Source organism: Ruegeria sp. HKCCA4008, from assembly GCF_013033125.1.
In the GTDB taxonomy this organism is placed as follows: Bacteria; Pseudomonadota; Alphaproteobacteria; order Rhodobacterales; family Rhodobacteraceae; genus Ruegeria.
Genome location: NZ_WQDM01000004.1, coordinates 15,364 through 29,226, shown reverse-complemented (window position 1 = coordinate 29,226; position 13,863 = coordinate 15,364). Strand labels below are relative to the sequence as shown.

General features: G+C 59.6%; 11 protein-coding genes and 1 pseudogene. 3 read left to right on the top strand and 9 right to left on the bottom strand.

Features of this window, described 5'->3' with window-relative positions; all coding sequences use genetic code 11:
* Nucleotides 1-55: 55 nt before the first annotated feature.
* A pseudogene (locus tag GOW60_RS10650) lies at nt 56-649 on the bottom strand (IS5 family transposase).
* 204 nt (nt 650-853) lie between these two features.
* A complete protein-coding gene (locus GOW60_RS10645; RefSeq protein WP_171229241.1) occupies nt 854-1,945 on the bottom strand; it encodes a zinc ABC transporter substrate-binding protein in 1,092 nt (363 codons plus the stop codon).
* Nucleotides 1,946-2,002: 57 nt separating this feature from the next.
* On the opposite strand from GOW60_RS10645, the gene GOW60_RS10640 reads away from it, so the two are divergent.
* From GOW60_RS10640 to GOW60_RS10630, 3 genes are read left to right on the top strand one after another with little or no spacing between them, the layout of a single operon-like run.
* The gene (locus tag GOW60_RS10640) at nt 2,003-2,515 is read left to right on the top strand and encodes a Fur family transcriptional regulator (protein ID WP_171229240.1); all 513 of its coding nucleotides are present in this window, start codon (nt 2,003-2,005) and stop codon (nt 2,513-2,515) included.
* A gap of 2 nt (nt 2,516-2,517) precedes the next feature.
* A complete protein-coding gene (locus GOW60_RS10635) occupies nt 2,518-3,258 on the top strand; it encodes a metal ABC transporter ATP-binding protein (RefSeq protein WP_171229239.1) in 741 nt (246 codons plus the stop codon).
* Nucleotides 3,258-4,055 carry a metal ABC transporter permease gene (locus GOW60_RS10630; RefSeq protein ID WP_171229474.1) on the top strand — a complete coding sequence of 266 codons (798 nt, stop codon included), beginning with the start codon at nt 3,258-3,260 and terminating at the stop codon, nt 4,053-4,055. Before GOW60_RS10635 ends, GOW60_RS10630 begins: the two co-directional genes overlap by 1 nt.
* A gap of 124 nt (nt 4,056-4,179) precedes the next feature.
* On the opposite strand, the gene GOW60_RS10625 is transcribed toward GOW60_RS10630, so the two are convergent.
* The 7 genes from GOW60_RS10625 to xdhA all read right to left on the bottom strand — a co-directional run bounded on the left by GOW60_RS10625 (nt 4,180) and on the right by xdhA (nt 13,564).
* Nucleotides 4,180-5,253 carry a BMP family ABC transporter substrate-binding protein gene (locus tag GOW60_RS10625; RefSeq protein WP_152460134.1) on the bottom strand — a complete coding sequence of 358 codons (1,074 nt, stop codon included), beginning with the start codon at nt 5,251-5,253 and terminating at the stop codon, nt 4,180-4,182.
* Nucleotides 5,254-5,284: 31 nt separating this feature from the next.
* A complete protein-coding gene (locus GOW60_RS10620) occupies nt 5,285-6,205 on the bottom strand; it encodes an ABC transporter permease (protein WP_171229238.1) in 921 nt (306 codons plus the stop codon).
* A gap of 3 nt (nt 6,206-6,208) precedes the next feature.
* Nucleotides 6,209-7,291, bottom strand: a complete 1,083-nt coding sequence (locus tag GOW60_RS10615) for an ABC transporter permease (protein WP_171119070.1) — start codon at nt 7,289-7,291, stop codon at nt 6,209-6,211.
* Between the two features lie 63 nt (nt 7,292-7,354).
* Nucleotides 7,355-8,872, bottom strand: coding sequence for an ABC transporter ATP-binding protein (locus tag GOW60_RS10610; protein ID WP_171229237.1), 1,518 nt, complete (start codon nt 8,870-8,872; stop codon nt 7,355-7,357).
* Nucleotides 8,869-9,804, bottom strand: a complete 936-nt coding sequence (xdhC, locus tag GOW60_RS10605) for a xanthine dehydrogenase accessory protein XdhC (protein ID WP_171229236.1) — start codon at nt 9,802-9,804, stop codon at nt 8,869-8,871. Before xdhC ends, GOW60_RS10610 begins: the two co-directional genes overlap by 4 nt.
* Nucleotides 9,804-12,206, bottom strand: coding sequence for a xanthine dehydrogenase molybdopterin binding subunit (gene xdhB / locus GOW60_RS10600; RefSeq protein WP_171229235.1), 2,403 nt, complete (start codon nt 12,204-12,206; stop codon nt 9,804-9,806). The genes xdhC and xdhB overlap by 1 nt, the downstream gene beginning before the upstream one ends.
* Nucleotides 12,203-13,564, bottom strand: a complete 1,362-nt coding sequence (xdhA, locus tag GOW60_RS10595) for a xanthine dehydrogenase small subunit (RefSeq protein WP_171229234.1) — start codon at nt 13,562-13,564, stop codon at nt 12,203-12,205. The genes xdhB and xdhA overlap by 4 nt, the downstream gene beginning before the upstream one ends.
* Between the last annotated feature and the right edge of the window lie 299 nt (nt 13,565-13,863).

The window sequence follows — 13,863 nt, the reverse complement described above, 5'->3', positions numbered from 1 at the left end:
CGAGTCTGTGGATGACGGTTTCTTTGAGTGCGGTCGCTGATTGGAAGACCCCGGATCAACGGTGATAGCGGGTTGCCGCACGCCTCCAATTCTTAAGCCCGCCAAACATAGTCTCGATGCTGTTGCGGCGCTTGTCTTCCTTGACTGGCATCACGGCCACGTTCCCTAAGCAGCCAATCCACATTTGGGATGCTACTGAGCAGAGCCCGGGCGTCGATGTAATCACTGTCGCTCCCGGCGGTCACGAACAGGTTGAGCGGGCGACCCTGGCCATCGCAGGCGGGCATCAGCTTGGTATTCATACCGCCCTTGGTGCGCCCGATCAGGCGGCCACGCCCCCCCTTTTTGCGGCCATACCGGTTTCATTGCGATGTGCTATGAGATAGGTCGCGTCCATTGCCCGGCAGGGGATCGTGGTCTTCCTTTCTCCATTCTCGGCAATCAGCTCGGCCAGCATCCGGGCGAAGATACCCTGTTTGCACCAACGCCTCCACCGGCTGTTAAGCGTCTTGTGAGTTCTGTATTCCTCGTGAGTATCGCGCCACCGCGAAACATTGCAGTTGATGAAGATAATCCCGCGTTATACCGGTTTGTCATCAACCCGAGGCCTGCCGGGCGACTTCACGAAGAAGGGGGCATGCCTAGCCATCTGCGCGCCGGTCAACCAGAAAAAAAACGCGTGTTAACGCTTCGGTTTTCAAGCCGTGAACCGTGCCGCGCAGTGAATACGGATGCACCATGGCATCATATATGAAGTAGCTGCCGATTTTTTCGGTCTGGGAGTTGATCCGCCCTGTCTTCTGGAAGGTTGAACCCGGCCAGTTTCTCAAACTGAACCGGGCTTGCAACAGGGTCAGAGACACTCGGCCAGAGTTTTTGCCATGTTGAGAATAACTTGCGGGTAGAGATCGGCTCCGGGTTCCAGATCAGAGCCCAGCGGATCGATTACGCCAGTTTTCGCCTCGGTCCCGTCTAGCACGGTTTTGACGATACCCGGGTTGAATTGCGGCTCGGCGAGAACGCAGTTGATACCTTCTTCGCGGATACGGGTTTGAATCTCGGCGATACGAGCCGGGCTCGGGTCCGAGGCGTCGGCGATGGAAATCGCACCTGCGGCCGGAAAGTCAAATGCATCCTCGAAATACTGGTAGGCGTCGTGGAACACGACGAAGCTTCCTCCGCGAACCGGTCCAAGCGTCTCGGCCACTTGTGCGGACAGCGCGGCCATTTCAGCGCGCGCGGCTGCGGCATTGGCAAAATATGCACCTGCATTGTCCGGGTCGGCAGACGACAGCTGCGCGGCAATCAGATTCAGCCAGGTTTCTGCATTTGCCGGTGAAAGCCACGCATGTGGGTCGTGCGCGCCATGCGCGTGATCATGATGCTCATCATGTTTGTCTTGATCGGCATGGTCTTCGTGATCGTGATCATCATCCTTGGCGTGGTCGTCGTGATCATGCTCGTGGTCATCATCCTTTGCATGGTCGTCGTGACCATGTTCATGATCATCATGATCGTGCCCGTCGTCTTCGATGTGCTCATCATCATGATCATGTTCGTCTTCGCCGCCATGATCGTGTGCCTCGAAAACAGCGCTTTCGCGGAACTCCAGAAGAACGGTACCATCCGCGTCAAGAAGGGACGTGACCGTCGCACTGTCGGCAAGGGTTTCGATGGCGTTTTCCATCCAAGGTGTCAGGTCTTCTCCTACCCAGAACACCAGATCGGCATCCTGCAATGCGGCCGCCTCGGACGGGCGCAGGTTGTATTCATGGGGCGAGGCACCGGGTGCGACGATCAGGGCCGGTGTTCCGACGCCGTCCATAACCCGGGAAACGAGCGAGTGGATCGGCGCGATATCGACCGCGACGTTCGGAACGTCTGCGATGGCCGTTCCTCCCATCAATGCAACCGTGATCGAAACTGGAAGAAGCCTTCTGGACATCAGACCCTCTGTGTGATTTTATAACGTCACGAATGGCAATACATGATATGAAATAACATGACAAGCGATACGAACCCTGCCTCTGTCGATGAGGCGGCCCCGGTCGGGTTTCAGGAACATGACCATCAGAGTTGTGTCAAAACTGCGTTGGTATCCGCCGAGGCGCGCTGCAAGGGCGAGGGGCTGCGCCTGACGCCGGTTCGCCGCAAGGTCTTGGAAATGCTGCTGCAAGAGCATCGGGCCCTTGGTGCCTATGCAATTCTTGACCGCCTGCGAGAGGAAGGGTTCGGGTCTCAACCTCCGGTCGCCTATCGGGCGCTTGATTTCCTTGTTCAAAACGGCTTCGTTCACAAGATCGAGCGGCTGAATGCATTCGTTGCCTGCTCTCATCCCGGCGCGTCGCATTCGCCGGCATTCATGATTTGCAGAAAGTGCGATGCCGTTGCCGAGGCGCAGTCCACGCCGGCCAAAGGTGTTCTGGGTGCCGCTGCGCGCGCAGCGGGTTTCGAGATCGAGCGAACGGTTGTAGAAGCCGAGGGACTTTGCCCCGACTGCACCGAAAAGGCCTGAAAATGACGCTCGTCTCTGTCGAGAATCTCAGTGTTCGCTATGGTTCAAACACTGTTCTGAGCCATGTGGACATGGCTGTCGAACCCGGCGAGATCGTCACCATCGTCGGGCCGAACGGGTCGGGCAAAACCAGCCTGTTGCGCGCCATCATCGGTGCGACCAGGCCAAGTGCCGGGCATGTATCGCTGAAACCCGGATTGAAGATCGGGTACGTGCCGCAGAAACTGCACGTGGATCCCACCTTGCCAATCTCGGTCGAGCGATTCATGCGACTGACAGACCGTGTCTCCGGCCGTCAGTGCGCCGAGGCATTGGAAAAAGCGGGCGTCCCGGATCTGTTGAAACGTCAGATGTCGCAACTGTCCGGCGGGCAGTTTCAGCGTGTGTTGCTGGCGCGGGCGCTGATCAACCAGCCTGACCTTCTGCTGCTGGATGAGGCGACCCAGGGGCTGGACCAGCGCGGATCGGCGAGTTTCTATCAGCAGATTGAGGCCGTGCGCCGCGAAACCGGATGTGCAATTCTGATGATCAGTCACGAATTGCACGTGGTCATGAGCGCCTCGGACCGGGTGATTTGTCTGAACGGCCATGTGTGCTGTGAAGGATCGCCGGCGGTGGTCGCTTCGGCACCGGAATACCGGGCCTTGTTCGGAACGGGAACAGGCGGTGCGCTTGCCCTGTACCGGCACGAGCATGATCACCATCACGACCATGATGCAAATCCTCAGGAAGCGGCGGAATGATGCTTGACGATTTCATGATGCGTGCAACGCTTGCAGGTATTGGCGTTGCGTTTGCGGCGGCACCTCTTGGATGTTTCGTGGTGTGGCGCCGCATGGCGTATTTCGGTGACGCTACCGCACATGCCGCGATTCTGGGCGTGGCCCTGTCGCTGACCTTTCAGATGTCGATCTTCACCGGTGCGTTGGCTGTTGCGCTGATTATGGCGCTGACGGTCACTTTGTTGGCGGGTCGTGGTTATGCGATGGACACGCTGCTGGGGGTCATGGCGCATTCCGCCTTGGCTTTCGGTCTGGTTGCCGTTTCGTTTTTGTCCGGCGTCCGCATTGATTTGATGGCATATCTGTTCGGCGATATTCTTGCGGTATCCCGTTCGGATCTGCTTGTGATCTGGGGCGGCGCGGCGCTTGTCGTGGCGCTGATCGCCTGGCGATGGGCTCAGCTTTTGACGGCCACATTGAATGAGGAACTGGCCTATGCCAGTGGGTTCGACCCGAGGCGGGAACAGTTGATTCTGACTCTGTCCCTGGCGGTGACCGTGGCTGTTGCGATCAAGGTTGTGGGGGTATTGCTGATCGCGGCGATGCTGATCATTCCCGCGGCGGCGGCACGAAATCTGGCCCGGTCGCCCGAATCAATGGCGTTGATAGCGGCAGCAATAGGCGCGATGTCCTCAGTTGCGGGGTTACGGGCAGCTTATGTGTTCGATACTCCGGCGGGGCCATCAATTGTCTGCGTCGCCGCAGTCTTGTTTGCCTGTCTCAGCGTGTTGGGGTGGCGAAGACAGGGCAGGGTGTGATGGATCTGAGCTCGATTGCGCCGACCAGGTAATCTCATTCGTTGTTCGGCACCTCAGGTGAGCACAGCACAAAAAAGGGCCCGCACACGGATTGCGGGCCCTTTCCGTTCCTTGACGATACAGCTTACTGCGGAATTTCGCCTTCCAACCCTTCAACATAGAAGTTCATGCCTGCCAGCGTGCCATCGTCAGCGGTTTCGCCTTCAGCCAGCCAGTCACTGCCGTCCTGCTTCTTCAGCGGACCGGTGAACGCGTGATAGCTGCCATCTGCAAGGGCCGCCTTCAGGGCCAAAGCCTCTTCCTTGACATCTGCGGGAACCGCGTCCGAAATCTCGCCGATTTCAACCATTCCTGCTCCAATACCGTCCCAGGTGTTGGAAGACGTCCAGGTCCCGTCCATTACCGCTTTTGTCCGCGCGATGTAATAAGGGGCCCAGTTGTCGATGATCGATGACACACGCGGAAGCGGTGCGTACTCGCTCATGTCCGACGCCTGACCGAAGGTGATCACATTGCCGGCTTCTTGCGCTGCTGCTTGCGGCGCTGTCGAATCGGTGTGTTGCAGGATTACGTCCGCGCCCTGTTCGATCAAAACGGTGGCGGCGTCAGCTTCTTTCGCCGGGTCGAACCACGTGTAGGCCCAGACGATCTTGAACTCGACATCCGGATTCACCTTCTTGGCGTGGATATAGGCCGAGTTGATGCCGCGGATCACCTCGGGGATCGGGTAGGAGCCAATATAGCCGATGATGTTCGACTTGGTCATTTTACCGGCGATGTGGCCCTGTACCGCGCGACCTTCGTAGAAACGGGCCGAGTAGACCGAGACATTGTCGGCGGTTTTATAGCCGGTTGCGTGCTCGAACTTCACGTCCGGGAATTTCTTGGCCACGTTGATGGTCGGGTCCATGTAGCCAAACGAGGTGGTGAAGATCAGGTCAGCGCCCTCCAGCGCCATCTGGGTCATCACACGCTCGGCATCCGGGCCTTCGGGAACGGATTCAACGAATACGGTTTCAACCTTGTCGCCGAACTCTTTTTCAACGGCCTGCCGGCCCTTGTCATGTTCATAGGTCCAGCCGCCATCGCCGACCGGGCCGACATAGACGAAACCGACCTTGGTCTTGTCTTCGGCCATGGCCCCCGAGGCCAGACCCAGCGCCATGGCGGCGCTCGTCAGAAGTGTAGTGAATTTCATGTGTTACTCCCCAAGTTGGTACTGTTGGCCCCTAGTGTGAGGCATGGAAGGTCCGGCCCAGCGAGGCAGGTGCGCTGCTCTTGTCGGCCGAAAGGATCACAAGCACAAGGATCGTGATGATATAGGGCGACATTGCCAGATACTCGACGGGAATGGCAACGCCCGCTGCCTGCAAATTGAGCTGCAAGACGGTAATGCCGCCGAACAAATAGGCACCCAGCAGGACACGCCACGGCTTCCAGCTTGCAAAGACAACAAGGGCCAATGCGATCCAGCCGACACCCGCGGTCATGCCCTCGGTCCACTGCGGCACGCGGATCAGGCTGATATAGGCCCCACCCAGACCGGCGCAGGCGCCGCCGAACATGATGGCCAGAATGCGGATCTTGATCACCTTGTAGCCCAGCGCATGCGCGGCATCGTGGTTTTCACCGACGGCCCGCAAGATCAGACCAAGACGGGTGTATTTCAGCACCGCCCAGACGGACGCCGTGATCGCGATGCCGACATACAGGATCGGGTCATGTTGAAACAGGATCGGACCGACAACCGGGATATCGCTGATCAGCGGAATATGGATGTCGCCCATACTGGGGGGTTTGATCCCCACATAGCTTTGCCCCATCAACGCGCTGAACCCCAGGCCAAACAGGGTCAGCGCCAGACCACTGGCCACCTGATTGGCCAGCGCAAACTGCGTCAGCAAGACGAACAGCAGCGATAGAACAGCGCCGCCGATCGCGGCAGCAACAAAGCCCAGCCAGGGCGAGCCGGTCTCGACCGAAATCGCGAAGCCGCTGATCGCACCGACAATCATCATGCCTTCGACGCCGAGGTTCAGAACGCCTGCTTTTTCTACGACCAGCTCTCCGATCGCGGCCAGCAGCAAGGGGGTCGCGGCCACCATCAGTGAAGCGACCAGAAGTACGGGATTGATTTCACCAAGGTCCATGGGTCACGCCACCTCGTTACGGGCCGCACGGATGCGGTAATTGGTCAATAGGTCGAAGGCCAGCAGGAAGAACAGCAGCATGCCCTGGAACACCTGAATGGCAGCGGCGGGCAGGCCGAGCTGCGACTGCGCGATTTCACCGCCGATATAGGTCAGCGCCATCAGGCCACCGGCCAGCAGAATGCCCACAGGGTGCAGACGGCCCAAAAAGGCCACGATGATGGCAGTGAAACCGTAGCCCACGTTGAAATCGATGCTGACTACGCCTGAAGGGCCGGAAACCTCGAACATGCCCGCAAGTCCTGCAAGCGCGCCGGACAGACCCAGACAGAACAGGATCAACCGGGCCGGGTTCACACCCGCAAATTTCGCGGCGCGCGGTGCTTCGCCGGTCAGGCGGATGTGAAAGCCCAGCATGTGCCGGTTCAGCAGGACATAGGCAAAGATCACTGCGATCAACGCGGTCACAACACCCCAGTGCATGCCGGATCCGGCGATCAGTTCGGCATTGTGTGCACTGTCATAGGATTGCAGATTTCGGGACCCCGGAAAGCCAAACCCCTCGGGGTTTTTCAGCAAACCCAGAGAAACCGAGGCCAGCATCTGCTCGGCCACATAGACCAGCATCAACGAGACGAGAATTTCGTTGGTGCCGAAACGCACCTTCAGGAAGGCGGGGATCATGGCCCACAACCAGCCGCCGAAGGCGCCGGCAATCACCATGATCGGAAAGATATAGAAGGCATCCAAAGGGTAAAAGGCCAGCCCGGCACCCGCCCCGAAGATGGCGCCCATGATATACTGTCCCTCGGCCCCGATGTTCCAGATACCTGCACGAAAGCCCAGCGACAGACCGATGGCGATAAGCACCAGCGGAGCGCCTTTCACCAGCAGCTGTGGGCGGTAATAAAAGGCGAATTCACCAAAAAGAGGTTCCCAGAAGATGGTGCCGATGGCCTCAACCGGATTCTTGCCCAGTATGGCAAACAATAACCCGCCAAAAAACATCGTCGCCAAAACTGCAACCAACGGCGTCGCATAAGACCAGACCCTGGAAGGCTGAGGACGTTTCTCCAGCAAAATCATCAGCTCGTTCCCCTGACTTCTTCATCTTTTTTCAAATGCTCTCGCCGAAGGCGGCCCAACAGATCACACATGCGCCACCTCCATTCCGTGGGCACCGCCCATCATCAGCCCGATTTCGTCCACTGTCAGTCCGGTTGTCGGACGTGGTGCACTCAGGCGGCCCTCGTTCAGCGCAGCAAAGCTGTCCGAGATTTCCATCAACTCATCCAGATCCTGAGAGATGCAGACAACTGCCGTTCCCTTTGCCGCCAGGTCGAGGATTGCCTGCCGGATGGCCGCCGCCGCCGCGGCATCCACGCCCCAGGTTGGCTGGTTCACCACCAGCACATCCGGGTTTTGCAGCACTTCGCGTCCGATCACGAATTTTTGCAGGTTCCCCCCGGACAAGGACCGCGCCGCGTTGTCCGGGCCTGGTGTCCTGACGTCAAAAATCTCGATGATCTTCTCTGCAAAGCTCTTGGTCTCGGCCCATTTCAGAAAGCCGTTGCTTTCCAGACCCTCTCGAACCGACCCGGTCAACAGGGCGTTTTCGGTCAGGCTCATGTTCGGGGCGGCGGCATGGCCCAGCCGCTCTTCGGGCGCGGTCAACACGCCAAGTTTGCGTCGTGCGGTCGGGCCCAGCTTGCCGATCGCCTGACCGTTGAACTTGATCGCGTCGGCAGATGTCAGAATTTCACCGGACAGGACGCCCAGCAATTCATCCTGCCCGTTGCCCGCAACGCCGCCAATGCCCAGAACCTCGCCCTTGCGGACGGTCAAATGCACGTTGCGCAATGCGGTGCCGAATTCTGACGGAGAAGGCACCGACAGCCCGCTGACATCCAGCGTCACTGCGCCAAATTCACGCCCCGAACGTTCCGGGGTTTGCAGGGCCGTTCCCACCATCAGTTCGGCCATGTCGCGGGCCGAGGTCTCAGACGGGACGCACTCGCCCACATTCTTGCCCAGACGCAGGATCGTGGCGTGGTCACACAGGGTCCGAATCTCTTCCAGCTTGTGCGAGATATACAAGATCGACGTGCCTTCGGACCGCAACTTGTTCAGCGTCTCGAACAGGATCTCGACCTCCTGCGGGGTCAGTACCGAGGTCGGTTCGTCCATGATCAGCAGTTTCGGGTCTTGCAGAAGGCAACGGATAATTTCAACACGCTGGCGTTCCCCGGCGGACAGATCGCCGACAGTGCGGAACGGATCCAACGGCAGGCCGTAGGTTTCCGATACTTCGCGGATACGCGAGGCCAGATCACCCATGGCGGGCGGGTTTTCCATCCCCAAGGCGATGTTCTCGGCCACGTTCAGGGCGTCAAACAGCGAAAAATGCTGGAACACCATTGCAATTCCGTCTGCCCGCGCGGAGCGGGGTTCGGGCGGCGCAAAAGGCTGACCGCGCAACAGCATGGTGCCACTGTCAGGTTTCACCAGCCCATAGATCATCTTGACCAGCGTGGATTTCCCGGCCCCGTTTTCCCCCAACAGGGCGTGAACTTCGCCCTCTCCGATGTCAAAGGACACCTGATCGTTGGCCACGACACCGGGATAGGCTTTGGTCAACCCTTGCAGGCTCAGCAATGGAGTGGTCACGCGCTCAGGTCCTTCTTCAACTCATTCTGCCGGGCCGGACGCAGCAGTAGTGCTGCGACGCCCACGGCGATCATCTGCGGGTGTTTGCCCAGCGACGTTTCACCAATCGGGCAGGTAATCCGGCTTATCCGGTCGGGCGGATGCCCAAAGGCCGCCAGCCGCGATCGGAACCGCGCCCATTTGGTAGCCGAGCCGATCAGTCCCGCAAAGCGGAAATCGTGCAAAAGCAGCCTGTTGCAGAGTTCTAAATCCAGATTGTGTGAATAAGTCAGCACAAGGTGCTCGGCATTGGGCGGTGCATGTCGCACAAGTTCGGCCGGTTTCGTCGCTGGCAGATCGGTCACGCCTGCAGGAATCACGTCCGGAAAGCGCTCGGGGCCGGTATCGACCCAAGTGATCGCAAGATCGGGCAGGGGGGACAGAACATCCACCAGCGCCCGTCCGACGTGACCTGCGCCCCAGATCCACAGGTTTCGTGCCGGTTTGTGCACCGGTTCGATCATCCAGCCGTCGATCAGGCGTGGTTCGGGTGCGATACCCTGACTGCGTGCTGCCGCCAGCACTCGCTTGACCGAAAGAGGCACGGCGCCACCGGATGCTGATCGTGCAATGATCGTATCATCCAGCGTTTCAACCTTCTTGAGATCATAGACTTCGCTGAACAACGAGACTGCTCCGCCGCAACATTGGCCCATGTCCGGTCCCAGCGTGTGATGCGTCAGGCGCGTGGCGACTGTTTGCGTTCGTGCGGCCTCCGCGGCCTGGTATTCCAGCGTACCGCCACCGATGGTTCCGCTTTGCCCGTCTTTCCAGACCAGCATCGCAGCCCCCACCTCGCGCGGGGACGACCCTTTGATCCCGGCGATGACCACCCGAACCACTTTCCCGTGGGTTTTGACCGCCTCCCTCAAAGCCTCAAGGTCAAATCCCATCAGATGCCTCCCTTCATCCTCTGGACCCCGCGCCAAACCTCTTCGGCCGTGGCCGGAGCGTTCAGGGCCGGGTATCTGTCTCCGCAGGCGGCAACTGCGTTCGACAGCGCCAGCCAGGCCGAGATTCCCAGCATGAAAGGCGGCTCGCCCACAGCTTTCGAACGATAGATGGTGTCCTCACGGTTTTCGCCATCCCAAAGCGTGACGTTGAAGATGTCCGGCCGGTCCGAGCAGGCCGGAATCTTGTAGGTCGAGGGCGCGTGCGTGCGCAGGTTGCCCGTGTCATCCCAGACCAGCTCTTCGGTCGTCAGCCACCCTGCACCCTGTACATAGCCGCCCTCAACCTGACCTATGTCCAAAGCCGGATTCAGCGACGCGCCCGCGTCATGCAGGATATCCGTTCGCAGAATGCGGTTTTCACCGGTCAGAGTGTCCACCGCCACCTCGGTAACGGAAGCGCCGTAGGCAAAGTAGAAGAAGGGGCGACCGCGCCCGGCGATCCTGTCCCATTCGATCTTGGGCGTCTTGTAGAACCCGGTCGCCGACAGGCTGACGCGCCCCTGATAGGCCAGTGCGGCGGCTTCGGCGAAGGTGTAGCGTTCTTCTGAGACCGAGACATGCCCATCCGAGAACGTGACCGTTGATGGATCGGCCTGATGACGTTCCGCAAGATAGGCGGCCATCCGGTCGCGGATCGTGTCGCAAGCGGCCTTCACCGCCATACCGTTCAGGTCACTTCCCGAAGATGCCGCCGTCGCAGACGTGTTTGGTACTTTCGCCGTGTCGGTTGCGGTGATTTTCACCATCTCCAGCGGTATGCCAAAGCGCGACGCGGCGACCTGTGCGACCTTCTGGAACAGGCCCTGACCCATCTCGGTGCCACCGTGATTCAGGTGGACTGATCCGTCCTGATAAACATGTACGAGCGCACCCGCCTGATTGAGGTGGGTCAGCGTGAACGAGATACCAAACTTGACCGGCGAAAAGGCGATGCCCTTTTTGATTACACTGTTCTCGGCATTCCATTTCGCGACAGCCGCCTTGCGCGCGGCGTAGTCGCTGGATTTCAGCAACGCCTCGGTCATGCCGTGCAGTTCGAAATCGCTGACCTCCATCCCATAGGGTGTGGTGTTGCCGCCGGCGGGCAGAGGACGCACCGGTGCGTCGCCCATTTCAACGGCGCCGCGGCTGGTCAGGTCTTCGTGCGGATTGGGATGCCCCAGTGGTTTTTCCGTCGGTGTGCTCTCGGCCACAGCGTGCGCGGGTGCATAGTAATTCCGGCGGCGCAGCTCTACGGGATCCAAACCCAGCGCATGCGCGGCATGGTCCATGACCCGTTCGATGCCGACCATGCCCTGCGGGCCGCCGAACCCGCGATATGCGGTGGCAGATTGGGTGTTGGTCTTCAACCGGTGGCTTTCGATCCGGGCGTTTGGCAAAAGGTAGGCGTTGTCCGAGTGCAGCATCGCCCGGTCGGCCACGGGCAAGGACAGGTCCTGCGCCCAGCCGCAGATCGCATAGTGGAGGAATGAGACGCCCTGTATATGGCCATGCTCATCGAACCCGGCCTTGTACGAAATGCGGAAAGCGTGGCGCTTGCCGGTGATGATCATGTCATCGTCACGGTCATAGCGCATCTTGCAGGCCTTGCCGGTTGCGCGGGCGGCCACGGCGCAGGCCACTGCCAAAGCGTTGCCCTGACTTTCCTTGCCGCCAAACCCTCCGCCCATGCGGCGGGTCTCGACCCGGACGGCGTGCATCGGAACACCCAGAGCGTCGGCCACTTTGTGCTGAATCTCGGTCGGGTGCTGGGTCGAGCTGTGCACCAGCATATCCGCACCTTCATTCGGCACGGCCAGCGCGGCCTGACCTTCCAGATAGAAATGCTCCTGCCCGCCCAATTCAAACGAACCTTCGATCACATGCGGCGCACTGGCAATGGCCGCATCCGCATCGCCCTTGGCATAGATGCGTGGACCATCTTCAAACCGGCTGTCGGCGGCCAAGGCGTCCGCGATCGTCAGGATCGGCGTTTCCTCGGCATAGTCGACCTTGCCCAATCGCGCCGCTTTGCGGGCGGCCAGATGGCTGGTGGCAACGACCAGGAACACGGGCTGACCGATATAATGCACCGTGCCGTCCGACAGCAGCGGCTCATCATGGATCGAGGGCGAGACATCGTTGGCAAACGGCAGATCCTCTGCCGTCATGACCATCACGACACCCTCGGCGTTTTTGACAGCCGACAGATCCATTGCGGTGATCTTGCCCTTGGCGATCTGGCTCAGGCCAAAGGCCAGGTGCAGCGTGCCCTTGGGTGTCGGGATGTCATCCACGTACCGTGCCGCGCCCGAAACGTGCAAAGGGGCGGCGTCGTGGGGCAGGGCTTGCGTCACACTCATGCCGACACCTCCAGCACATTGGTGATCTCGCCCTGATCTTCCAGGAAATACCGTTGAAGCATCGCCTTGGCGGTTTCCAGTCGATACAGGGCCGAGGCGCGCATATCCGTGAGTGGCGAAAAGTCGTCGGCAAAGGATGGCAGCGCGGCGTCAACGGTCTTGCGCGTCCACGGTTTGCCGATCAAAGCGGCCTCGACATGGGTTGCCCGTTTCGGAACAGCAGCCATGCCACCATAGGCGATGCGCGCCTGTGTGACGCTGCCCTCCGAAACGGTTATGTTGAAACAGCCGCAGACGGCCGAGATATCCTGATCGAACCGTTTGCTGAGCTTGTAAGCCTTCAGGCGATCTGGCTGGCGGGGGAAGCTGACGGCTTCCACAAACTCGCCCGGAACCCGATCCTGTTTGCCGTAGTCGATGAAGAACTCTTCCAGCGGGATCGACCGCCGCTCGTCGCCCTTGCGCAGGTGCAGTGTCGCGTTCAATGCGATCAGCGCAGGCGGGTTGTCCCCGATGGGCGAACCGTTTGCGATATTGCCGCCCACGGTGGCCGCATGGCGGACCTGAACGCTGGCATAGCGGCGGATCATCTCGGCATAGGACGGATGCAGATCGACCATAGCCGCGCCCATGCGATTCATGTCTACCATTGCGCCAAAGCGGACTTCTTCACTGCCGAGCGTGATCTTCTTCAAATCATCGCAGCGGTTGAGGAAGATCACCGGGTCCAGTTCGCGCAGTTGTTTTGTGACCCAAAGGCCCACATCGGTCGCACCAGCGACCAGAGTCGCATTCGGGTTCTCGGCATACACGGCGGCCAATTCGTCGGATGAGGTTGGCAGCATGCGCGAAGCGGCAATCGTTGCAGGTGGTTTATCTTTGACCCAAACCGGAACGGGCTGTTCCTCGGCCGCTTTCGCTGCGCGAATGATCGGCGCATAGCCGGTGCAGCGGCACAGGTTGCCTGCAAGCAAAGTGTCATGGTCCGTTGCGCCATTCGTGTGCCCGGCCACCATCGACATGACGAAACCGGGTGTGCAGAAGCCGCATTGCGAGCCGTGCAGATCAACCATTGCCTGCTGAACCGGGTGCGCTTCGCCATTCGGGCCGCTGGCACCTTCGACCGTGCGCAACGCTTTGCCATGCAGTTGTGGCAGAAACAGAATGCACGAGTTCAGGGCCTTGGCGCCTTGGTCATCCGTCACCATCACGGTGCAAGCCCCGCAATCGCCTTCGTTGCAGCCTTCCTTGGTGCCGGTCAGGCCGCGATCTTCGCGCAGCCAATCCAGCAGGGTGGCTGTCGGATCGATATCAGCCAACTCCACTGTCTCTCCGTTCAGAAGAAACGTGATGTTCATTCGAGAAACCCGTCGCCTTACCCGGTTGCGCCCTTGTGGCCCTCCTTCGATGCGACGTAGAAAGAGTGGCGGGCGAATTGCTTGCCATGAGATGTTAGAAACAGCGCGGCTTGTCTGGCAAGAAAAACCGCCTCTGTTATACACCATTAGACGTATACGGCCTGTGACCGTCTTTTCTGATTAATGGGCAGCCACTTGTAAATAAAGCGGTTTTTGATTGCGACGCCCAGTCAATCCCGAAGCACCTTCTGAAAAAGCCGAATAATCAATGGCGATTTTTTTTTGCGGCAAACGTAACG